This is a genomic window from Nocardia fodinahabitans, assembly GCF_052983615.1.
This window is the reverse complement of record NZ_JBRJJC010000001.1, coordinates 5,183,429-5,205,637: the sequence shown is the minus strand read 5'-3', so window position 1 is coordinate 5,205,637 and position 22,209 is coordinate 5,183,429. Positions and strand designations below refer to the sequence as shown.

General features: G+C 59.5%; 22 protein-coding genes and 1 pseudogene. 8 read left to right on the top strand and 15 right to left on the bottom strand.

What is annotated here, in order from left to right; translation table 11 throughout:
• Positions 1-25: 25 nt before the first annotated feature.
• From NV348_RS24180 to NV348_RS24135, 10 genes and pseudogenes are all read right to left on the bottom strand, one after another.
• Positions 26-895, bottom strand: coding sequence for an aKG-HExxH-type peptide beta-hydroxylase (locus tag NV348_RS24180; RefSeq protein ID WP_447151130.1), 870 nt, complete (start codon positions 893-895; stop codon positions 26-28).
• A 19-nt stretch (positions 896-914) separates the two neighbouring features.
• Positions 915-1,067: a hypothetical protein gene (locus NV348_RS24175; RefSeq protein ID WP_447148872.1), complete on the bottom strand. Its 153-nt coding sequence runs from the start codon at positions 1,065-1,067 to the stop codon at positions 915-917.
• 164 nt (positions 1,068-1,231) lie between these two features.
• Positions 1,232-1,777: a cysteine hydrolase family protein gene (locus NV348_RS24170; protein ID WP_447148871.1), complete on the bottom strand. Its 546-nt coding sequence runs from the start codon at positions 1,775-1,777 to the stop codon at positions 1,232-1,234.
• Positions 1,774-2,433 (bottom strand): HAD family hydrolase, encoded by a 660-nt coding sequence (locus NV348_RS24165; protein ID WP_447148870.1) that lies wholly within the window; start codon positions 2,431-2,433, stop codon positions 1,774-1,776. The genes NV348_RS24170 and NV348_RS24165 overlap by 4 nt, the downstream gene beginning before the upstream one ends.
• Complete coding sequence (locus NV348_RS24160) at positions 2,424-3,107, bottom strand: PfkB family carbohydrate kinase (RefSeq protein WP_447148869.1); 684 nt, start codon at positions 3,105-3,107, stop codon at positions 2,424-2,426. Before NV348_RS24160 ends, NV348_RS24165 begins: the two co-directional genes overlap by 10 nt.
• A 31-nt stretch (positions 3,108-3,138) precedes the next feature.
• Positions 3,139-3,321, bottom strand: a pseudogene (locus NV348_RS24155) (PfkB family carbohydrate kinase); the annotation flags it as partial.
• 16 nt (positions 3,322-3,337) lie between these two features.
• Positions 3,338-4,396, bottom strand: coding sequence for a LacI family DNA-binding transcriptional regulator (locus tag NV348_RS24150; protein WP_447148868.1), 1,059 nt, complete (start codon positions 4,394-4,396; stop codon positions 3,338-3,340).
• A complete protein-coding gene (locus NV348_RS24145) occupies positions 4,393-5,136 on the bottom strand; it encodes an orotate phosphoribosyltransferase (RefSeq protein WP_447148867.1) in 744 nt (247 codons plus the stop codon). The genes NV348_RS24150 and NV348_RS24145 overlap by 4 nt, the downstream gene beginning before the upstream one ends.
• A gap of 953 nt (positions 5,137-6,089) precedes the next feature.
• The gene (locus tag NV348_RS24140; protein ID WP_447148866.1) at positions 6,090-6,710 is read right to left on the bottom strand and encodes a hypothetical protein; all 621 of its coding nucleotides are present in this window, start codon (positions 6,708-6,710) and stop codon (positions 6,090-6,092) included.
• A gap of 6 nt (positions 6,711-6,716) precedes the next feature.
• Positions 6,717-6,935: a hypothetical protein gene (locus NV348_RS24135; protein WP_447148865.1), complete on the bottom strand. Its 219-nt coding sequence runs from the start codon at positions 6,933-6,935 to the stop codon at positions 6,717-6,719.
• Between the two features lie 258 nt (positions 6,936-7,193).
• Between NV348_RS24135 and NV348_RS24130 the strand changes: the two genes are divergently transcribed.
• The 3 genes from NV348_RS24130 (at position 7,194) to NV348_RS24120 (ending at position 9,714) form a co-directional block, all read left to right on the top strand.
• Positions 7,194-8,570, top strand: a complete 1,377-nt coding sequence (locus NV348_RS24130; RefSeq protein ID WP_447148864.1) for an NsdA family TPR-like regulatory protein — start codon at positions 7,194-7,196, stop codon at positions 8,568-8,570.
• A 24-nt stretch (positions 8,571-8,594) separates the two neighbouring features.
• The gene (locus tag NV348_RS24125) at positions 8,595-8,894 is read left to right on the top strand and encodes an MTH1187 family thiamine-binding protein (protein ID WP_447151129.1); all 300 of its coding nucleotides are present in this window, start codon (positions 8,595-8,597) and stop codon (positions 8,892-8,894) included.
• A gap of 178 nt (positions 8,895-9,072) precedes the next feature.
• The gene (locus tag NV348_RS24120) at positions 9,073-9,714 is read left to right on the top strand and encodes a DUF4760 domain-containing protein (protein ID WP_447148863.1); all 642 of its coding nucleotides are present in this window, start codon (positions 9,073-9,075) and stop codon (positions 9,712-9,714) included.
• A 402-nt stretch (positions 9,715-10,116) separates the two neighbouring features.
• On the opposite strand, the gene NV348_RS24115 is transcribed toward NV348_RS24120, so the two are convergent.
• Both NV348_RS24115 and NV348_RS24110 read right to left on the bottom strand, forming a co-directional pair.
• Positions 10,117-10,452 carry a histone-like nucleoid-structuring protein Lsr2 gene (locus NV348_RS24115; RefSeq protein ID WP_447148862.1) on the bottom strand — a complete coding sequence of 112 codons (336 nt, stop codon included), beginning with the start codon at positions 10,450-10,452 and terminating at the stop codon, positions 10,117-10,119.
• Between the two features lie 252 nt (positions 10,453-10,704).
• Positions 10,705-11,097: a hypothetical protein gene (locus NV348_RS24110; RefSeq protein ID WP_447148861.1), complete on the bottom strand. Its 393-nt coding sequence runs from the start codon at positions 11,095-11,097 to the stop codon at positions 10,705-10,707.
• A 696-nt stretch (positions 11,098-11,793) separates the two neighbouring features.
• On the opposite strand from NV348_RS24110, the gene NV348_RS24105 reads away from it, so the two are divergent.
• The 3 genes from NV348_RS24105 (at position 11,794) to NV348_RS24095 (ending at position 15,549) form a co-directional block, all read left to right on the top strand.
• The gene (locus NV348_RS24105) at positions 11,794-12,732 is read left to right on the top strand and encodes an S-4TM family putative pore-forming effector (RefSeq protein ID WP_447148860.1); all 939 of its coding nucleotides are present in this window, start codon (positions 11,794-11,796) and stop codon (positions 12,730-12,732) included.
• Between the two features lie 2 nt (positions 12,733-12,734).
• Complete coding sequence (locus NV348_RS24100; RefSeq protein ID WP_447148859.1) at positions 12,735-13,604, top strand: SMODS domain-containing nucleotidyltransferase; 870 nt, start codon at positions 12,735-12,737, stop codon at positions 13,602-13,604.
• A gap of 709 nt (positions 13,605-14,313) precedes the next feature.
• A complete protein-coding gene (locus NV348_RS24095; protein ID WP_447148858.1) occupies positions 14,314-15,549 on the top strand; it encodes a Shedu immune nuclease family protein in 1,236 nt (411 codons plus the stop codon).
• 91 nt (positions 15,550-15,640) lie between these two features.
• Here the strand turns inward: NV348_RS24095 and NV348_RS24090 are convergent, their stop codons facing one another.
• Positions 15,641-18,334: a helicase C-terminal domain-containing protein gene (locus NV348_RS24090; protein WP_447148857.1), complete on the bottom strand. Its 2,694-nt coding sequence runs from the start codon at positions 18,332-18,334 to the stop codon at positions 15,641-15,643.
• Between the two features lie 225 nt (positions 18,335-18,559).
• Positions 18,560-19,135, bottom strand: a complete 576-nt coding sequence (locus tag NV348_RS24085; protein WP_447148856.1) for a hypothetical protein — start codon at positions 19,133-19,135, stop codon at positions 18,560-18,562.
• A gap of 146 nt (positions 19,136-19,281) precedes the next feature.
• Between NV348_RS24085 and NV348_RS24080 the strand changes: the two genes are divergently transcribed.
• Both NV348_RS24080 and NV348_RS24075 read left to right on the top strand, forming a co-directional pair.
• On the top strand, positions 19,282-19,707 hold the full coding sequence (locus tag NV348_RS24080; RefSeq protein ID WP_098086794.1) for a hypothetical protein: 426 nt from the start codon (positions 19,282-19,284) through the stop codon (positions 19,705-19,707).
• A gap of 72 nt (positions 19,708-19,779) precedes the next feature.
• The gene (locus tag NV348_RS24075; RefSeq protein WP_098087169.1) at positions 19,780-20,751 is read left to right on the top strand and encodes a tyrosine-type recombinase/integrase; all 972 of its coding nucleotides are present in this window, start codon (positions 19,780-19,782) and stop codon (positions 20,749-20,751) included.
• A 99-nt stretch (positions 20,752-20,850) separates the two neighbouring features.
• Here the strand turns inward: NV348_RS24075 and NV348_RS24070 are convergent, their stop codons facing one another.
• Positions 20,851-21,894, bottom strand: a complete 1,044-nt coding sequence (locus NV348_RS24070) for a site-specific integrase (protein WP_098086793.1) — start codon at positions 21,892-21,894, stop codon at positions 20,851-20,853.
• Positions 21,895-22,209 lie beyond the last annotated feature (315 nt).

The window sequence follows — 22,209 nt, the reverse complement described above, 5'->3', positions numbered from 1 at the left end:
CTCCGGTATTTCGTGCTTGCGTCCACTAAAGCGACATGGCCGCTGTCTTCTCAATCAATTCTTCGAGGATCATATTTCCGTTGTCAGTGAGCGCCTGTTCACGCAGTCGTGTCAGATCCTCGACTGACCGTTCGAGTTCGCGTGCCACGTGCGCAGTTTGTTCCGGGTATTGGGAACTGAGCCCTGTCCGTCGCCGGAATTCCTCGAGACTGGTTGTTACACAGGCTCCGTGGAACGAGACATCGTAAGGGCGATGTGTGGCACGCGTGGTGCTGTATGCCTGGAGCGGATGTTGAGAAACGCGCACTCGGGCCTCGTCAGTGAACACTCTGTGCAGCATGTCCTCCAGGAAGAGAGCCTGGTGGGTGGCTTCGTGAATGAACGTCTCGGCGAAATGGATGGTCATATCGGGCCATTTCGAGTCCATGCCGAAGCAGACCAGCCCCAGGTTGTGGCCTTCGCTCATCCCGCCACCGGAGAAGTCTGCCGCGAATACCGCTACCGCGATCATGCGGGATACGAGATTGCAGAAGCTGTCCAGTGCCTCCACGTCGGCGGTCTCCAACAGTCGAAACGCCGCGGGGATGTCCTTGATCGCTTCCCGCAATTCATCGGCTGGCGCGATGTCGGGCCAGTTGGCCGTGAGATCGAAGACTGACAACAGCTCGGTTGCCGTGGGGTCTCCTGGCTGAAGTTTGATGTCGGGCCACGGTGTTCGAGGCGAGGGGAGCGCTACGGTCTGCAAGCGGTTCAACGCCTCAAAGTAGGCGGTGCGTCCTGTTGCGATAGCGCGCTCCCCTCCCTCGGGGCTGACCGTCCCTGACGGAGCGCTCGCTGCCTGTACTAGGAGCTCTGTGTTTGCTTTGAGTCTCTCGGTTGTCAGGAACGACAGCATGGTGGTCACTTCCTATTTGTCAGCAGTCCCGGCCAGCGGCCGGGCTTTCGGCCCTGGTGTTGGGCAGCCGCGTGTACCAGTCGCGGATGTTGGATGTGTCGTTCTCGCGCGCTGTCCCGAAGAAGGGCTTCGCTGTCTTCTCCGTGGCCTGGCCGGTGCTCTTTGTTTGCATTGTGTTTCCTCCGTGTCGAGCCGTGCAGTAGCTGATGGTCGATCGAATGGATGGTGAGTAGCGGTATCCGATGCCGCCGTATTCGGGTGTATACAAGCGAATAGTGACCTCGATTCTCCGGTGGGAGTCGGCCGGTCGATGACGCCGTGTAGTTCGGCGAGGTGTCAGACGATGGTGGCGAACTTGGCGATGTGTTGCAGTGCCGCTTGGTGGTCTTCCTTCGTCGCGGCGACGCACACAGATTGCGCTACTCGTACTTCGTAGTCGCGATCGTGGGCATCTCTAGCGGCCGAGGACACGGCCAGGTCGGTCGCGACGCCTCCGATGGTGACAGTGGTTGCGCCGAGGCTTCTGAGCACAACGTCGAGGTCCGTGCCGAAGAATGCGGAGATCCGCTGTTTGCGGATGACGATATCGTCGTTCTTGGGGGCGGCCCAGTCGACGAACTCGGCACCGAACTCGCCGTGCTTCGCCACGCCGAATTCGGGAGCCTTGCCCAGCAGCAGCGATTTCCGGGCCGCGTCGGCGTAGTCGGTGCGGAATTCGAGCCCGACGTGGATCACGCGGTCGACGTCGTTCGAACGTCGCCACGCGTCGACCGCGTCGGGAACACCGGCGCTTCGAGCGAACTCGGCGTAGCCCTTGGAGGCGAGTTTGCCACGAGGATCGACCATCTCGTTGATCAGATCGATGAGGATCAGTATGTTCATGCTGTAATCAGTCCTTTCTGTAAATGGGTGAAGAGTTCGTCCGGCGAGTCGACGAGCGCGAACGGAGAAGCAGCTCGGAGTACCGTGTCGGGGTGGTAGCCGTAGGTGGCTGCGATGCAACGCAGCCCTAGTCCGCGGCAGTATTCGATATCGCTTTCCATGTCTCCGACATAGATCGCGTCCGAGGGGTCTATCCCTCGTTTCGCCAACAGATCTCTGGCCTTTTGGGTTTTCGTGGTGCGTATTTCGTGGCCGATGATCTCAAGACCATCGGTGCCGATGCCCGAATGCTCGAAGATGGCGCGTACCGCATCACTGTAGGCCGACGTGATAATCGCGTAGCTTGATCGAGGCAGGCTCCGAAGTCCTTGTACGACACCATCGAACAGACGCAGATCAGCGACCCGGCCTCGCATGGATTCAGCGTGGCTCGCAAAGAATCTGCGTGACTCCTCGGGTGATATCCCGAATCGGTGAAGCGCGCTGCGCAGCTCTCCACGATACAGCTCCCCGAAATGACCATCGGCTCGAACACTCGGCAACCCTGCGAATCCCGGGTCCAGTCGCAATTCCTCGACATAGTCGATTGCCATTTCGCGGCTGTCGCACAGGACGCCGTCGAAGTCGAAAAGAACAAGGCGCCACGTCACCTCCATGCGTCCACCTCGGCCACAGTCGGAATGGACGATGCGGCTCCCGGCCTTGTCACACTGATCGCTGCCGCAAGGTTCGCCCGTTCGAGGCAGAGATCAAACGCCAAGCCTTGTACGATTCCCGCCGCGACATAGCCGACGAAGCAATCACCGGCTCCGGTGGAGTCGACCGCAGCGACACTGTGACCGCTGTAGCGCACCGTCGCGTCGTCGCTCGCGGCAATGACGCCATCGCTGCCGAGAGTGACAACAAGACTTCCCTGGTAGCCGGCTCGCCGGGCCGTCGAGATCATTTCCGCCTGCGACGGTTCCTGGCCGAAGAGCAGCGCGAACTCGTGCTCGTTCACGACGAGAATGTCAACGAGACCGAGCAGAGGCCCGGGCACGGCCGCGGCTGGAGCCGGGTTCAGAATCGTGGTCGCACCGACGCTGCGGGCGACCTCGAAGGCGGCAATGGTCGTTTCGATGGGCGTCTCGAACTGCGCCAGGACGACATCACCCTTCTCTGGGGTGAAGTTCTTCATGTGCTCTTGGCCCAGCAGGCCGTTGGCACCAGCGACCACGACGATCGTGTTGTCTCCATCGGCGACGGTGATGAGTGCTGTTCCGGTCGGCGCGGCGTCGGTCGATTCGATCAGGCTCGTATTCACGCCAGCGCCCGTGAGATAGTCGACCAATTCCTTGCCGCTTTACGGCGGCGTCCTCGCCAACCAATCCGATCATGGTCGTGTCGGCTTGCGCACGAGCGGCCGCGACTGCCTGATTGGCACCCTTTCCTCCGGGAAAGTGTTTCAGATCCGAGCCTACGAGAGTTTCCCCGACACGGGGGTGCCTCGAAACAAGCACTACGATGTCATCATTGATACTTCCGATAACGAATACGCGTCCCATAGTTCCTTCTATTCTATCAGTTATCGGATTCATTGTTAAGTACATATAGCCCTGGAGGTCTCCTGGAGCTGCGCGGGACTCCGACAGAATCGCGGACCACAAATCGGGGGTCCACTGTGACGGTGCGTGGGCGCGGTAGTTCATCACCACGAGAGGTGCGGCTTATACGATCGAGGAGCAATTTCGTTGCTTCCCGAACGAGGCGCCGAACAGGCTGGACAACGGTTGTCAAAGACGGTGAGTACCATGCACCGAATTCAATGCCGTCGAAACCCGTAACGGATACATCGAGTGGAACCGAGAGTCCTTCCTGCTGGACTCGCTGAATGAATCCGATGGCCATCAAGTCGTTGGCAGCTACCATTACCGTCGGCCGCTCGCTGTCCGACAGGAGCAAGAATGATTCAGCTGCGTCCCTACCCGAAGATGCGTGGTAATTTCCGGGAAACGTCAAAGAAGGCCGCAACTCCAGGCTATTTCGCGCGAGGGCGTGAACGAACGCTTCGTACCGGTCGGAGGCGGTCGTTGTTTGATCCGCCCCCAGGATGTAGCCGAACCGTTCGTGTTCGAGATTGACCAGGTAGTCGACCATTGTTTGAGTCGCTGTACGTGAGGAGGTCGTAACGCAATCAAGATTACCTGTGACGATTTGCCGATCGAACGCCAACACCGGCACGTCGCCGCGCGAGACCAACTCCAGGATCGCTTCCCCGCCAGAACGGGCAGGCGTATAGAAGATACCTTCGACACCCATCGCCCGAAACCGTTCGACGATTTCGACCTCTCGATCCGGTCGACCGTCCGCGCTGGCGGAGACAAGTTGCGCGCCGTGCACGGCAAGCTCACGTTCGAACAGATATATGAGCTGCGAGAAGAAGGGGTTCGATGCGTCTGGAACGATGAGACCGAGCGTCTGTAAGGCCGGTACACCCATGCCCAGCCTCCGCGACGCCTCGAACACTTTTTCTCGCGTAACCCCACTGACCATCTGGGGCTTGTTGAACGTACGACTGACCGTGGCGGCTGAAACGTCGGCTTCCAACGCGATCTCATCCAGCGTTGCCTTGCGGTTCACCCTAGTTCACCTCGAGACAGATCAGAGACGTTGTTACCGCCGAACCGGCCAGACCATACGTGGCCCCGCGGGTTCCGGTAAAAGCGCAGCAGCTCTTCGCGCTGGTCATTGTCGATCCGCTTGTCCTCGAACGCTGCCTGAAGCAGTTGAGGATAGGAAACCAGGCAGGCCAAAGGTACACGCAGCTCACGGAAGCGGTCACGCATCGCCAGGAAATCCCAGTTCACGATCGACACGACACCGATCGCCTCGAGGCCGACTTCCTCACGTATCGCGGTGATGGCGTGAACAAGGGACTCTCCGCTGGCCACCAGATCATCGACGATGACAGCGGTGATGCCGTCGAGGCGATCCGGACGTTCAGGAACACCGGCCACCAAACCGCCGATGCCATGTGACTTCGCCTGCTTCCGAACGAACGCAGTACGCGTATGAAGCTCATCCGCGACCAGCGTGGACCACACGATCCCCGCCTCGGAGACGCCGATTACGTAATCGGGAATACCGAAGTTCGACAGCGTCGCACTTCCCAACGCCTTCTTGATCATCGAGCGCCCGCCCGCGTGGCGCAGCATCACACGACAGTCGGTATACACCGGTGCCTTGACGCCACTCTTCCAAGTGAAGAAGTCGTCCACATTGAGCAGGTACGCATCACTGGAGACCATCGTCCGCGCGATGCGCTCGGCAGTCGGAGTGTAGATCGTCAGCTTGCCAGAGTCTTGCATCGTCGCCTCCACCTAAGGGATCAAAGGACTAGCACGGCAAGCGTATCCCCCAAAATGACGCTATGCAATAACTTGCAGACCGACAAATGATGCCTCCCGCAGTACCCCGACCTCTCGGCCACGAGCATGCAACCTGTGGGGTCACCTCTGAAACAACACGACAGGGGTCGGGAGCGGCCCATGCATGGAAGATCGGAAGCTGGCTGACCGATGGGGATCTAGTGGTAGCTCACCGAGCGCTGATTGCTCCATTATCACGATCTCGTCTGGGCACTTGGCCTCTGACCTCCATCTTCTCCGGATACGTCGGAAGTTGCTGAGCCGGTAGCAGTTTCATCCCCGAGCGCCCCCGCCTGCGGCTTGCCCGCCATCGCCACTGCTTGCGCCTGCGTCGGACATGCTAGGCCTGGCCAGCCTGCGACGAATGTCTCCGCGCCCAGACTCCTGCCTGATGTTTTCCGTCAAGGCACCATGATTTCGTGCCGAGACCGAAGTCGAAGCGGGTTTTAGGTCAGCCCGGCACGGTTCGGACCGAAGCAAGTGACCATGCGTCCAACACTTCGCCGCGCTGCTGCGGCGTTCATCAGCACCATGACTCAGTACGGCTGCCGCGAGGTATCCGGCGTCACCCGTCCGGCCTCGATCAGGGTGCTGAACGCTGCGGCCTTCCGACCGCACCCATCCAGGCGGCAGCTGCGATGCACCTGCATCTCGCGGTGGGCTTCGTCGGCGGTGAAGGGCTGATCGGGTGCGTCGTGTGTCCAGGAATGGGGCCAGATCCCCGAAGCGGCGTCGCCAGTCGACGGGCGCGATGCCGGATCGCCGCCCGGCGCCGGCCTGGCCGTGCTCGAACTACTTTGATCGTCGGGCCACCTCACGGCTATAGCGACCACGGAGGCGAGCAATGCGATTGCTGCGATGCCTGCGACTGCGGCAAAGAGAAGGTTCAGCCATGTCGGCATCCCTCACACCCCCGCAGGCAGACGTCGGCCAGATTCGATCTCGGCTGCCAGAGCGTCGTAGCCATCGCACAGTTCCATCAGCAACACCGCTTCGGGTGGATCGCTAACGTCTGGTGCGTAGGCACCCAGCAGTCCCCACAGCTCAGCCATCCGCGCGGCGACGTCCCCGACAGATTCGGTATGCATCACCACATCGGGTGGTTTGTTGTCCGGGGTGAGAGGCAGGACCGGCGCGCTCGGGTCGTGGCGGCAACGCGCCTTCAGTCGGTCACGGACAGCATCGTCGATGATCGTGACCAACATGACGATGTCCGTCCGGGCTGAAACAAGGTTTCTGCCAGCCGTTCTCAGTTCTTCGAGAGAGGCGGTTTCGTCGGTGAGGATTTCCTCCGCCAACCGTTCTTCGCGCTGGCAGGCCACCAGGTCGAAGGCAGGGTCGAGGATGTCACGACCAGCGACCGGCCGGACTCCCGCGAACGAGGCAAGGAACATCTCCGAGGACGGCAGCGGTTCGAGCAGTGCTTGGTTGAGAGCCGCATCGACCGGCTCAGGGTCGTTGGGGCGATGCGAATGATCGTGCGGTGGGCCGGGTTCAGGTGGATCGCTATCCGGGATGGTGGTCACCACCGATCACCGCGGTTTGCTGGCTGAGAGCACCACGCGTCCGGCCTCGACGAGCGCATCGAGCGCGGCGGCCTTCCTCTGGCAGCGGGTAGCGCGGCAGGCCACATGGAACTGCATCACCTCGTGTGCATGTTCGACGGTGAATGGCAGCCTCGGGGCGACGTGTGCAGCCGCATCGTAGAGGGCTGCCAGTTGGTGGATGGCAAGCGAATTGGTAACGGCCATGAGCGGCATCTCCGGTTTCCGAACGGGGCGAACAGACCAGCAGGCGGTTGGTACCCGGCACCGGGGGCTTTCGCCACCGGTTTGCCACCCACGGGTAAACCGGTGCGCCGCTGAGGGGTACGGCGTCAGCCCGGTGCCGGGTACCGCCTTTGACCTTGGCCCACAAGGGGTTTGGCCCGGACTGGCCCGGTGTGGGGGTAGTGTGGGCGTAACGTAGGGGTTTGCCCAGGTCAGGACCGAAAAATGTAGGGAGGGGCGATGGTACGAGGGCGGGAATGGACGGGGTTCGAAGCAGCAGCATTGCAAGAGGCGATGCGCAAGTCGGTGCGCGATTTCGCTGCCCTGCTTGGAATCGAAACCACCACAGTCAGCAACTGGCGCACAGGCCTGAGTGCGGTCAAGCCGCGCTCGAACACCCAGGCCATCCTTGACACCACCTACCAGCGGCGGGCGACGCCGGATGACCGGGCGCGGTTCGAGCAGATTGTTGGTGAGGGTGAGGCGGCTTGGCGGGAGCGGCATCACCGGCTCCCGAGCCCGCCGCCTAGTGGTCGTTCGCTCTATGATGGGGTGGCATGGACCCCCGAACCCCAGGTTGACGACGTGCGACGCGCTGATTTTCTTCGCGGTCTTCTAGCCGTATCTGCCACGGCCTTGACGGACGACGTGATCACCAGTGCCACTCGGCCGATTGACCGTTCGCCCATGCGGGTAGATATGGATCACGCCGACCGCGTAAGGGATTGGGCATCGCTGTTCCGGGCAGCCGATGACGCCGGGTTGCATGTCGGGGACGGCATGGTCGCTCAACTTCGAGTGGCCTTGGAATATCTTCGCGCGGACATGTCGGCACCTGTCCACGACGCGATGAACGCGGCGGTCGGCACCTTCTTCAGGGTTGTTGGCTGGGCACACTACGACCGTGGCAACCACGAGGCGGCCCGGACGAATTTTCGCGCGGGATGGCACTGTGCCGAGCAGGCCGACGAGTGGTGGCTGCGGGCTGCCGTCCTGACGTGCATGGCACGTCAGGACATCTATCTCGGTGATGCGGACAACGCCCTGACCATGCTCGGACTGGCCGCTGTACGTTCTGATCGGTTGTCGCTGCTGCGCCGTGCCGACATCGCAGCCGTGCAAGCCCGTGCATTTGGGAAGCTCGGCAACGCCGTGGAATGTATGAGGGCCGTTGACCAGGCCGAACAATTTTTCGCTGAATCGCGCGGACAAGATCATCCCGATACTGAGCACGAGGGCTTCAAAAGCTACTACAGCGAATCTCTCCTGCGAGGCGACACGGCTCAGGGGTTGTTCGACCTTTCGTATCGACATAATGCCGAGGTGCCCAACACGGTTGACAGGTTGCGCACGGCGCTGTCCCTGTCTGACGCGCATGCCCGGTCACGTCAGTTGAGCTTGATCCGGTTGGCCGCCTTGCAGCTTCGTCATGGGGATAGCGACGAAGGCGTAGCGCTGGGCATGCAGGCGGTGGAGGATGCGTCCGGGACCAGTTCGGTGCGTGTTTTAGATGGCCTCAAAACGGTGTACCAGGCGGCTGGCGACAAGCATGTCACGCCCGCCGCGGGCGCACAGGAACTGCGACGCGGCATCACCGATTTGCTGTACGCCTCATAGTTTGAGAATTGAATCGACAAGGAGCTGCTTGTGATCATCGCCTTCTCAGTCACGCCGATGGGTACCGGCGAAAGCGTCGGCCAAGGTGTCGCCGAAGCCGTCCGCGTTATCCGTGCCAGTGGACTGCCCAACGAGACAAACGCCCTGTTCACCACGATCGAGGGTGAATGGGACGAGGTCATGGCGGTGATCAAACAGGCGATCGATGCAGTGATGGCCGTCGCGCCGCGCTGCAGCATCGTGCTCAAGGGCGATGTCCGGCCAGGCATCACCGACGCCATGACCGGCAAGGTGGCGTCGGTTGAGCGCCACCTTGCTGGATAGTTGTTGAGTCCCGCATAAGAAGCCTGGGGTACACAAGGGCTCCCCGAGTTCCGACAACCCGATCGGCTTGAGTCGGTCTCTCATTAAAACTAGTTTGCTTCAGATCAACACGCCTGCAACACAATTGGATACGCCGGTTCGCGCTGCCGGTTCGTAGTCTATCGACGATGCTTGGGCTATGGGAATATCTTCGGCGGTCGTAGGAGCTTTCACGGCTGTAGGGACACTGATCTTGGCCGTTTGCGGGTTGATCTACCAGGTGCGGGTTTTCGCGCACCAGGCGAACGAATCGCGTCTCGCTGTCGAGCGATCCACCGACGAGGCGGTCGAGGAGAACCGCCGCCAGTGTCGCCGCGCGACACTGGATTTCATCGCCTCGACGATCGAGCACCAGCACGCGTTGTACCGGCGGATCCACGGCGATCCCGACTTTCGCAGCAAGGCGATCCACGAGGGGCAGCAAGAGTATATGGATCTGCGTTCCTACCTCGGCTACTTGGAGAACATCGCGGCGGGGGTTCGTATGGGGATCTTCGACAAGGAGGTCGTGGACCGCACGATCGGCAGTCGGCTGATCAACGCATGGCGGGACAACCACGACTGGGTGGCTGCGCTTCGTAACGCCAAGGGGAACCACCGACTCTTCGAGGAACTCCAGCTGCTCGTCGAGGCGCTGCCGAAGCTCGGTGATCACCTTGACTCCTCCGAAGACTCGGCACCGCCGCTGCCCGCGCCAGAGGCAAACGGTCGGACAGTCCGTCTGTTCACCTCTATTCCGTTCACCAGACAGCGGCCGACGCCGACGAGCGATCCCGTGTAGGGAGCTTGGCAGTTAACGCCTGGATGGGTGCCCTGCGTTGGGATGACCGGCGCGCGTTTTGCGGCAGGCTCGTGGGTCACCTAGCGCTGTTCCTTCGGCCGACTCCCACCCGCCGGCCGCATCCTCACTCCCGCCTTGAGTAGCGCCCGTCGTACCGCCTCTGGCCACACCCCGAACCGCGGAGCGAGGTGTGTGTGCCTGCTCGGTATGCCTTCGCCAGTTCCTCGGCCACACCTGGGTGCCAAGCGCTGCGACAGCTTGTGGACCTAAGTCAGGGAGGCGCCTTCATCCTCCAGCCCCTTGACCTGCAACGATGCCACTGGATGGGTGTTCCAAGGGTGCATGCCTATACGACTCTGGCGCGCCGCGAAAATAGGCAGTGCCCAGAATGGAAGGTGAAAGCTACGCCGACACCTTCTCGTACTGCTGGATCAGCTCGGCAGAGATCCGCCCCCGACTGGACACCTCGATCCCTTCCTTGCGAGCCCACTCTCGGATTGCCGCAGTCCGATCCCGGTCGATCGCCGGCTTGGCCGAGTTCGCCTTAGAGCGTTGAACACGACCGATCTTCCGGGCATACGGTGTCCACCGCTCGAAAACCCCACGAAGAGCTTCAGCGTTTAGGATTGACAGATCGATCTCGTACGCGACGCCGTCGACGCTGAAGAGGACCGTTTCCTCGGCTTTGGACTCACCATCGTAGTCATCAACTAGTTCGACAATGACCTTGCGTGCCATTTGAAGTCCTCTCGAAAATGTGGCGCAGCGGATGCAAAGTACAAACTCTACTGCGGCGAAGACTTTCATACCAACTCGAACTGGTTGCGCAATCGCTTCGTCGGTCGCGTGTCACCGGTACAAACAGAGATCCGAATTCATCCTCATCGAATGGGCTGTCGCAAAACGGCTCGGCTGAGCACCTATCCGGTCAGTCGAGCGCGGTGCCGCAATGTCGGCACTTCGCTCCTTCGGATGTTGGGTTAATGCCGACTACATCAGCGGGTTCGCGGCTGCACGCTCAATTGCCTTGGCGTGCTGGGCCAACGTGAGGTGCGGCGCCTTGCCTGTGAGTTCCTCGATCTCAAGGAGTAGCAGGTGGGCCAGATTCTCGAACCCGAGCGCCATGATGTACGGGGCGTGTTCCGATTCCTGAAAGAACCTGATCAGCACCTGTCGCGCTTCGCGCTCGGAGCCCGGATCATCGTGGTCGAAGGATCGGGCAGACATCGCCTCGATAGCTTTGCGGGTGGCGTCAAGTGGGTTCCCCATGCTCGCCAAGCGTACCCGGCTGCTGCGGAATCGGCAGGTGCGCAGCGACATTGGGAAGGACAGACAGATGTCCAGCGACCAGCCACAGGTGATGTGTACGGCTGCCGCGGCCAAGCGAGTATCGGGGTTGGCCGAGGAACCGTCTCGCGCCCTGGGCCGGGCCGCGCTTCGCACTTGCGTAACGACCCGCAGAGCACGGCCGACGTTCAGTACGAGATCCGAAAATCCCTGCGCTGACCGACGTCAGCGGGTGCAATAGTTCCGAAGACGCCCAGTTCGCCGAAGTCAGCCCGAGAAGAGGATGTGGATGGCGCTCAAGCGTCGCACCGCTACAAAAATGGCGCCAGAAGACCCAGAACAGCTGTACCGGCAACCGGCGCTGGCGAACGACGGGCTGGAAGATCTATGGGCGCATCCGGCGGTCCTGGCACGGCAGCAACCTCAATGCTTCCGATGTGGCGATCGAGCTACCGACTGGCGCTGGCGAGACTCTTATCGAAGGTCTGATTGGAGAGTTTCGTCGGCGGGTTGGCCGTGAGCGCGTCGCCTACTTGTGCCCGCCTGGCAGTTGAATATCGACGGCAGGTAATCATAGCCCGATTAGCTGATATAGGAGAAAGAGTGCTCCAACCATAGCCCTGTCGCCTGACAGTAGACGCAAGACCAATATAGTCGCCACAATGCGCCGTTCCCGCAAAATTAAATCCCAAATTGATTCGAAATGGTATAATACCGACAGTTCAAGCCATTTCTTACTCAAAACTCTACGCACCGATATCAAAATTCTAACGACGAGGAATTCAATACCTGATGGCAGCCGAAAACGCCGACGATCAGTACCAGCCACCAGCGACTGCCACGATGGCAACCAAGCAGAACGATGTCGAACCGCTCCGACTACTACTCGTTCAAAGACGGCTCTACAGCCAAGCGAAGCGCTGGATGGCGAGTCGGTGGCTCGGCATGGGGATCATCGCTATCGCTGCACCGATATTCGCGGTACTGATCCCGGCCTCGGCGACCATCGGGGGTGCCGTCGCTGCGCTGTGGGCCTTCCTGGGCCGCACAACGATCATGGCGCAGGAAAAGAAAGCGGCAGAGAAGGCCGCAGCGGTCCAGGAAACCTTCGATTTCAGTGTGTACGGTATGCCGTCAAGCGGTCGCCGGGCATCGGCCTTGTCCCTCGAAGACATCAACGTCATCAGCGGCGATGACCAGGCCGTGCTCGATCAGGCGAACAAGGACAAGCTGTTGGACTGGTATCCGTTCGACGCAACGCAGGACGGAGCCGTCTCGGTCGCGATCTGTCAGCGGGCCAATGTCTCCTACACCGATCGCCTGCTTCGATCGACAGCGAATATGTGGATCACGCTGATGGTTGTGTGGGTGATCATCCTGACGATCCTCTGCTTCGTCTTCGATCTCACGTTCCCGGTCGTGCTGCTTGGCGTCGTCCTCCCGCTTCTGCCTGCCTTCCTCGATGTCTACGACTACTGGCGAAGCATCAAGAAAGCCGCCCGCGACCGGCGCGAGCTCAGCGACGCGATCGAGGCGAAGCTCTCGAACAACGCAGCGGGGCTGGAGAGCCAGGATCTGTTGGTGTGGCAGAACGAACTGTTCAACCTGCGACGGGTCGCACCGCAGGTGCCCGACTTCATGTACTGGTTGAAGCGCAAGGCCAACGAACGAGCGATGAACAGTGCGGCGCGCCAGATCTCAGGCGACGTCACTAGAAACGGGGGGAACTAGACATGGCACGCACAGTCGAACAAGGCTTCACCAGGCTTCTGGAGAACATCACCCCAACGGCAACGGAACGCGCACAGGCGACATCGCACCGCGCGAGTATCGAATCTAAGCTGGACAACACCTTTGGGATTCACCGGATGTTCGAGACCGGCTCCTTCAAGCATGGAACCGGTGTCAGCGTCTACAGCGATGTCGACTTCTTCGTCTCACTCAAATCCACGCGACCGCAGCTTGGAAGCTCCATCCTGAGCAGCGTCCGCACCGCGCTCCTCGCACGCTTCCCCCAAACATACATCCACGTTTCCCGTCCCGCGGTTGTCCTCGACTTCGGCCAAGGCTACGAACGCGTCGAGATCATCCCCGCTTACGCTCAGCAGAACCTCGACGGCGGCATGAAGTTCAAGATTCCCGGTGTGACCTCTGAGTGGATGGAGTCGAGCCCCGAAGTTCACGTCAAGTACGTCAACGAGTGCAACAGCAAGGTAGGCGCCAAGGGCGGAGCCAAAGAACTCGCACGTCTGGTCAAGGCGTGGAAATACTACCGCGACGTACCGATCTCCTCGTTCTACCTCGAAATGCGCGCCGCCGCCTACATGAACACCCAGTCCTCAATCATCTATCCGATCGACCTCGCCATCTTCCTGAACTCACTGGAGCGGGTTGGGCTTGCAGACATGAACGACCCAACTGGCGCTACGGGAAGGATTCAAGCTTGCTCGTCCCCGGCGAACGAGCGAGATGCCCTGTCTAAACTCGCCACCGCCACGAAGCGTGCCCAACAAGCACTGGACTACAACAAAGCGGGCAACGTAGACAAAGCCTTCGAGTACTGGAATTTGTTGTTCAACGGCCGATTCCCGGGACGCTACTGACCACTCGCAGCGGGTGAATAGCGGTTCGCCTAGCCAAACGTGCCCTGCCGCCTGCTCGACAGCCGCCCTCCTGGAGGACTTCCGAGGGGCGGCTTTTCGGTATCCCTGCGGTGCAGATGGTGGCGATTGGGGGCGACGCCCGGATGCTGGCAGATCCACCAACCGGCGGCTCATTGATCACCTACGTTTTCTTACCCGGTGACGTCTTGCCTTTCTTATACTGCCAGCCTCTCCTGCGCTGCGATGCAGCACGCCGCTCACACAAGTCCCCACATTGTTTATAGTAAGTGATACAGTGACCACCCTGAGAGCATGCACCAGCAGAGACCTCCGATCAAAGCGCTTGTGGTTATAGAACAAGATTGACCTATGGTCAAAAACGCGTCGTTAAAATATAATAGACTTCGTAACTGATAATTGTTTACAGAAAGGGCATCACTGTGAAAACTATATTAATATCTTACGACCTCAATAGGCCGGAGCAAAACTACTCCGACCTCATTAGCTATCTCAAGTCATTTAGCACACGTTGGCACCACCTCGAAAGCTTTTGGCTTGTTAAAACTGAACTATCCGCCAAAGAGGTTCGAGATCAGGCGTGGAGTCACTTGGACTCCGACGACGAACTGCTGGTCATTGATGTCACTGGCGATGGCGCAGCTTGGAAGGGCATAGCAGAGAGCGGAAGTAAGTGGCTGAAAGAGAATCTGTGAGTAACTGGATAGACTTGCTGACCCGTGGCCTAGCGACGGAATTCAAAATCGAGGGAGGCGACCTTTCTACGCTCGAAATTCGACCGAGTGACAACAATCCGAACTTCCACTACTTTTATGACGCGCAGAAGCGGCGTCTGATTACAGACTTCATCCTCCATGAAGGACCGAAAGTATCGACACTTTGCACAGTCACTCTTATCCACGACGGCACATCCTATTCGCCACGACTGAAGTTTTGGAAAAAAGACAGGCGGCGAGGTCAAAACAATGCAGCCATTGACCATCGGACAGCAGATGAACCGCCGTTTCATATGATCAAAGCAGCTGTAGATATTCGGGATGGCCATGAAAACCTGTGGCGCTTAATCAATTTCCTGCGGACCTGCCAGGACGTCACTGTCCCCCAGGAAGTATTCCGAGTTGTCGGGCATGAGCGTGCGCAACTGGTCGAGATACTCCATGGAAGCGATAAGGAGGTATTGGTTGCCGCACTCAGCACGGCGCTTGCAGGGAAGGTCACCCAGGAAGATCTGAACCTGATCGCAAATCGTAAAGGTCAACTTGATAGGTTCCATAAACTACTAAGCGACGAAGAATTTCTAGCCACTGAGCGGGCGCGGCTTGAGAAGACTCGGGTAGAGGATCTATGGCAAGCCTTCTTCGAAGAGAATCCATGGATCTTTGGTTACGGGCTCAACCTTATTGCGTGTGCCAGTTATGATGATAAGAAGCTTGAGCGGATCACCACGGGTGCAAGTCTGTTCGGCGGGGCCGGCAAGCGCAGCGATGCGGTCCTTCGTTCGCGCGGGGTGCTAAGCAGTCTACTATTTTGTGAAATTAAACGACACGACACTCCACTATTGGATCGTACTGCATACCGACCGCCGGACGTTTTTCAGCCTGCGAAAGATATCGTCGGAGCTGTCGCGCAGGTACAAAAGACGGCAGATAAGGCAGTCCGAAGTGTTCACGACTACATTCATCGTCAATTTGACCCAGACGGCACACCTTCTGGCTTCGAAGTATCTACCGTGAAGCCGAGGCAGATAGTCGTTGCAGGAAGAACATCCGAATTCGAGGTTGGTGGGACGTTCAATCCCGAGCAAGTATCTTCATTCGAATTCTATCGCCGAGGCATAACTGACGTTGAGATCATCACATTCGATGAATTATACGAGCGTGCTCGGTTTATTGTTTCAGATGCAGGCATCAATAGTAGTCGCTCATGATTTGAGCACGACGCTGGGTCGTACCCATTAACCCAGCCCCCACTGTAGGGGTCATCTCAGTCATAGCTTTTCGATTTTCTCGACTCTGTTCCTATTTTGGCCACTCGTGCAGAAGAGTCTCGGCGTTCACGAAGATTTCGGTAGTATCAATAGCGCGGATGAGCCATCCCGTGGGCGGGAGCTGTGAAGCTATGCTGTCGGCCGCGTCGAGGCGCGCCTCTGTGCTGTTCGCGTTCCATTTATTTGCATAAATTCCGAGGAGGCCATTAACGTGGTTCCACAGCTCGATGACCGCGTCCTTCCGGATCACCTTTACGTTCCCGATACTAGAAGCCGCTGCGGGATCAAGCTGTTCGAGGTGAGTGACGATCACACCTCGTATGGTGTATCCCCGGTTTCCGAGTTCTGACGCGGCTCGGGTTGCCTGATTGTGGGCCTGTCCCACAGCGTGCGCGTCGATAGTGCTGTCAACCAAGTGCTCGATCTTCGCTTCCCACGTCACTGCTTCATGGCTGTTGCCGAATATGCCACGCCACCGGCAATCAGTCGCAGCACCATACTTGGGTCGCGATGCGGAGAATCCAAGTATGGTCCCGAGAAATTCTAGAGATTCAGCGAACTGGTCGTGACTTGTGGAAGACAACCCTGCGGTCATCCGGTTCCGCCACTTCTCAAGACGTACACCAACACCCCAGCGCTCAAGATGGTCGTCAAAGCTTTGCACGACCGCGACTCGGAAGTCATCTTCACCAATGAGCTGTAGAGATTTTGTCTGACTCTTGTACCGGAGAAGGGAGGAGCGGAGACGGTTGAACCACGATGACGCCCCGCCGCGAGCAATAGCATGTTCAAGAGTCTCAAGCGATCTTGCTCCAGCGGCCACGTCTCCGCGTCGACCTTCTAGGAAGGCGGCCTTGGCTTCGCACCATTGAGCGAAAGCCCCCAGCTCACGGACCCCGGCGTTCGCATACGATTCCTGACGAGTACGAAAATCAGACTCTGCGCTGCGATAGTCCTGCCGCTCGTATAATTTCAGCCATCCCGTGATCTCCGCGTTGGCGTCGTCTCCCTCGCTCCCCGCTACCACCGGCGGCACCGCGCTTGTCGTCTCGGCGAGATCCCGATCGAATTGATCGAAGTCTCCGCTGAGGAACAACGTAACCCTTTCTGTGAGCGCGGCAGCATCCAGGATAGTGTCATTTTCTGCCAAATCGATTTCGGCCTGTATGTTCGCAGGCAGTCCTCGGCGACGAGATTCTTGGCTAAAATGTGTGCTGAAACGTCGGTCCGCGAGGACGTAGACACCGTAGTCGTCTTCGGAACGATTGCAGCGGCCCAATGCTTGCATGATGCGTTGATTCAGACGTTGAATCATGAACTCTGCGTCACGGAGGTAGTTCACGAGGAACTCCTCTTGGAGATTGATGGCGCGGGGCTGTGTGGCGAGAACGACCAGTCGACATTGATCTGCCGAGAAGTCCATTCCGTCAAATCTACCGCCCACGAACAGATGTCCCGTCGGTGACGATTTAAACTGATCGATCTCATCCCCCAGGTTTGACAGTAGCCACGTAGGCCCGTCGGGCAGCCCCATAGCCTTCAGCCAGAGGGTGATAGACGCTTTGAACTCCTCGGCATCCTTCTTGGAAGCACAGAGCCAAACGCTCTTCGGTTGCACTCGGAGGGCGGCAATGACGACCCTCTGTAGATGTAGAGGAAAATCTGCGGAGTCATCCGGGTTGAGCACAATCAGACGGCGGCCGTAGGTTTCCGTAGCTATGCCTGATTCAAGCGGCAACTTGACGATTGGCTTGGTCCCCAATCGCCGCGCCAGATCTGCGGGATTTCCGATCGTGGCCGACAGATATATACGCTGTTCAGCATCGGCGTATCGAACGAAGTCTTGCAGCGGATACACGTATGGTCGCAGACACAGTGACCGCGTGGAGCAGTAAACATTCACTTCACGGATACGCTCACGCACCCGCCCCCATCGGTACCGAAGGTCGTCGTCGGTTAGCATTTCCGGTGAAGCATCCATAATTGTGCGAAATCGGTCAGCGAACGCGCTCTGATCGAGAAATGACAGCAGCTCCGTACCTGCTCGCGACGGACTGTCCGTCATTGCATCCTGCAGTGATGCGTAGTCTGGAAACGCCTGGGCGAGGTCGCAGACAAGCGAATTAAAGAGACCCGGATGCTGGTATCGGTCGATTTCCACCGAGTAGAGAGAGTCAAGCGCACTTTCGGCAAGGTGAGCGTCATCGATTATCAGGAGGTCGGCGCCATCGATCTTTGAGCCTTGGTTGATCATGACCCAGTAATTCATCACTGCGATTGCTTGTGCTCTGCGATACCGACGTTTACTCGGTAGAGGAATCGAATTGCCAACCCCCTCAAAGCGGACAATAGGCACATTCAGGCGCGTACCCTCGGCCTCCATCTGGCGCGCCAGAGTCTTGTTACCCGTCAGTACGGCAACCGTTTTGCCCTGGCGTCGCCACGCCTCACCTATAAGTAGCGCAATCAGACTCTTCCCAGCGCCTGTCGGCAGTTCGATTGCCAAGTCAGCGGTCGCGCTATGCTTGGTCGAGTATTGCTCCAGAGCAGCCAACTGGCCTGGACGTAGTTTAGAAAACTCGGAAGAATCCAATTCGCTGAGCAGACTAGTATAGTCGATATCGCCAGGCATACCATCGTTATACACGATCTTGCACCATGTCGCCCAAGGATCAGTCGCTCTTTGCCGAAAACCACTCGCGACATCGTAGATCGAGTCGGCCACGTTTGGGCACATCGACAGGTCTATTGCCGCGCGGAAATTTCGATCCAGCGAGTGACAGTTTGGCGCATTGCGTCAACATGCATCGACGGGGGAACATCCACGTTCGTCAGTCCCCGCAATCGACAGCGAACGCGACGAGCTAGACAAAGCCATATTAGAGGAGTACTCCGGGACACCAGAATGCGACAACGTTGAACGGTAGCGCCCGGCAGGTCTATCGACTACCTACTTCTCCTTGCGCCGCGACGTCTTGCGGTCCGTATGCCATCGCCCCTCTTGGGAGCTCCGGAGCGTCACGCCTGCGCGGATCAACGTCAACCGTGCCGCATTGGTTGAGATGCCGAACTCCTTGGCAATCTCAATCGTGGACCAACCATCGGCGTAAAGCTTCACAGCCATCTCGTTCTGCTGGCGAGACAGTCTGAAAGCGCCCCTCTTCTCAACGCCTTGCCGTTTCAGGTGGGTGTCCACGGTCTGTGGATGGACACCGAACTCGCGGGCGAGGCTGGCGATCGAGGCACCGGCTTCGTACTGTGCCACCAGCTTCTGAACATCTACCGGCAGAAGTCTCTTGTTCTGCTTGTACTCTCGTCGCTCCTGCTTCGCCGATTTCACCTTGTTGACGAGCTTCTTACGTGGCGCTCTGTCAGGATGTTCACCGAGCTTGGTGATGAGCAGTTCGAGAGGGAGCGGCAGGCTTGAAAGCGTTCCGGTTAGGTGTACCAGAACGGGTTCTTTCAAACCTTCACGGTTTGAAAGAGGTCCGCTTGGGTGCACAGATTCACGGTAGATTTGCCGCATTTGCGTGCCGTGTGTTCGAGCGCACTCGAACACACGGAGGTGACCTGGGAAATGCGCACCCACCTGCACGAACTCCTGGCAGATCTGCCAGGATCCACCATCCCTGCCCCTGACGGACCGCGCACGGTACACGCTCGGGGGCGGCGATGATCCCCCCGCTGATTCCCCCGCAGGCGCCACTGGAACAGCTGATCCGCGGCCCACTGCCGACGACGCCGGGACCCGACCCGATCCCCGACGACGACGTGCTGTACGGCATATCGACGGTCGGCGACGCGGGCAGAGTCCTGGACCGGCACGTGATGACTACCCTCGGCTGGCTGCCGGGGACACGCCTCGAGCTTCGCCCACTCGATGACCTCCTGCTCGTCGGCGAAGCCGCCGACGGTCCGGTCCAGGTCACCGCTGACCGCTATTTCCGCATCCCGTACCGGCAGCGACGCCGAGTCGGCCTGCTGATCGGCCAGCGTGTCCTGCTCGCTGGACGCCGCAGTCGCAAACAGCTCCTGATCCATCCGCCATCCACGACGGGCAGGGTCTTGGCCACCCAGCTCGCCCTCCTGGACCGGTGACCCGTGTTCGTCCCGAACACGGTCGCCGCGACGAGCGACACGATCGCCGCCGCGCGCCTTCTACTCACACAGATGGGGCTGTCGCCCGCGGACCTGGTGACTCCTGCCGCATCGGTACCGACGTTCGCCGAAATCGTCCCGGCGGTCCGCGTGACCCTCGAAGCCGGTACGCGACGTACCTATGGCACCCATCTGAACCGACTCGAAGAGGTCTGGGGCCACCGCAGGCTGAACGAGGTCACCAAGCCCGATCTGGAGGCCATGGCACACACGATCCGCACCACAGCCCGCACCAACCGGGCCTCTCGCGGCGGCACCAGCGCCGTCGAGCACTTCATCTCCACCGTCCGCTGTGTATACCGGTACGCCGAAGATCGAGCATGGATCCGTCCCGGCGACAACCCCGCTCGACAACTCGCGTTCCCCGTACGCCGCAAATCCCACCGCTACGCGATCCCGGCCGACCAACTCACCGAGATCTGCCGCGTCGCCGCCACCACCGGCAACGATCCCGACCTGGACTCTCTGATCCTGCGCCTTCACCTCGAGACTGCCTGTCGCCGAGCCGGAGCCCTCGCACTACGCCCGCACGACCTCGACACCTCCCAGTGCCTGGTCTTCCTCCGCGAGAAGGACGGAGCCGACCGCTGGCAACCGGTCTCCCCGACTCTGATGAGCCACCTCGTCGCCCACGGCCGCGAGCGCCATAGTCCTCAATCCGGGCAACTACTCCGATACCGCAACGGGAAGCCCATCACCCATCGACGCTACGACCACCTCTGGCACCGCATCGGACTCGAACTCCCGTGGGTCGCCAGTCAAGGCGTCACGACACACTGGCTGAGGCATACCACTCTGACCTGGGTCGAGCGCACCTTCAGCTACGCCGTTGCACGGGAATACGCCGGTCACTCAGGCAAAACCGGCGGCACCACCGCGACATACGTCAAAGCGAACCTCCACGAGGTAGCAGCAGCTCTTTCGGTCCTGACTGCCGAGCCGCACCCACTGGCAACTGACGGGGCCACCCAATTGACGGGTTGATAATCCAGCCACCCCAGCGATAGACCGGAGGTACGGGGGCATGTGGTCAGTGGCGGAGAGTTTCGGCTGCCTTTCAGCCCGTTCGGATTCGCGTACCACTCAAGCAGCCAAAGGACTTGTCTCTATGTCCCTTTCGTTCACCAGAGGGTGCGGTTCACCGGTCATCGCGGTGAGCGCTTCGGCTACTTCGTATAGCGATGCACGAACATAGGTGAGAGTCACACCAGCATTTCCTACACCACCATCGTTGTGTCCGGCGAACGCTCGTGCGACCGCGTATCCGCGATGACGTTCGACCCATGTGAGCGTGGTGTGACGAAGCCAGTGCGCGGTGACTTGTTGGGAGGCTGCCGAAGGTAGGTGCTTCGCGACTCTCGTCCAGATGTAGTCGTAGCGGCGCGCCGTGATGGGCTTTCGGTTTCGGTATCGGAGCAGTTGCTCGTCAGGCGCGAATCCGCGCTGACGGTGGCGGGTCAGCGCTTGCATCAATGATGGAGTGACGGGTTGCCAGCGAACCGTGTCTCCCTTTTCTCGGAGCTTGATGAGGCATTGTTTCGTGTCGAGGTCGCACGGCCGCAGCGCAAGCGCACCACCTCGCCGGCAAGCAGTTTCGATGTGCAGACGGAGAATAAGAGTGTCGAGGTCGGGATCGTTGCCCGTGGTGGCGACAACTCGCGCGATGTCGGCAAGGAGACTGCCGGACAGCGCGTGGCGATTACTCGGTAGCCGACGCGGCTTGGCGATCCGGTTGGCAGGGTTGTCGGTGGCGGTTAAGTAGCCATCGGCCTGGGCTTGGCGGAAGAGCGCGCGGAGCGCACCAACCATATGCTCTGCGGCTGAGCGACCTCCTCGGGAGTTCCGCCGGACGATCGCGTCTCGTTTGCAGTGTTCGATCATTTCCCTGATCTCGAGAGGGGATGGTTCGGTGATCTGTCGGTCTCCCCATGCGTTCGCGATGCGACGCCAATAGGGTGCATAGGTGCGTAATGTTCCTGAAGCGCAGGCAGATTCGAGACGTTGGATGTAGTCCGAGAACGTTGGAGTTGAGCGATCCTGAGCTCCGTTGTCGCCGAGAAGGTCTTCCGCGCGAAGCCCAAGTCGGGCGAGCAGTAGCCGTGCTGCTTCGATCTCGCCGGTCGTCATCGCTGTTGCCAGACGAGCGGAGTGAAGGACCTCAAGGCTGTGGCCGCACGCATTGACGGGTAGATCAGCAGGGCTCGGGACTCGCGGATCGCGATTAGGAGGATGCGGTCATGGCGGTTGATCCGCGCACCAGTTCGTATCTCCGCTGGAAGTCGCAAGTAACCGTGTGCTGCGATTAGTTGTCCACCGTCGCTTTTCTCGGCAATTTTGACGATGCCCTCGGTAATGACCATAGTGATACGTTGTCCATGGCACCAGCCGAGGTGTCGGAGCGCTGAACGGTCTGCGACTTTGCCGGAGTGGTCAAGGGTAGAT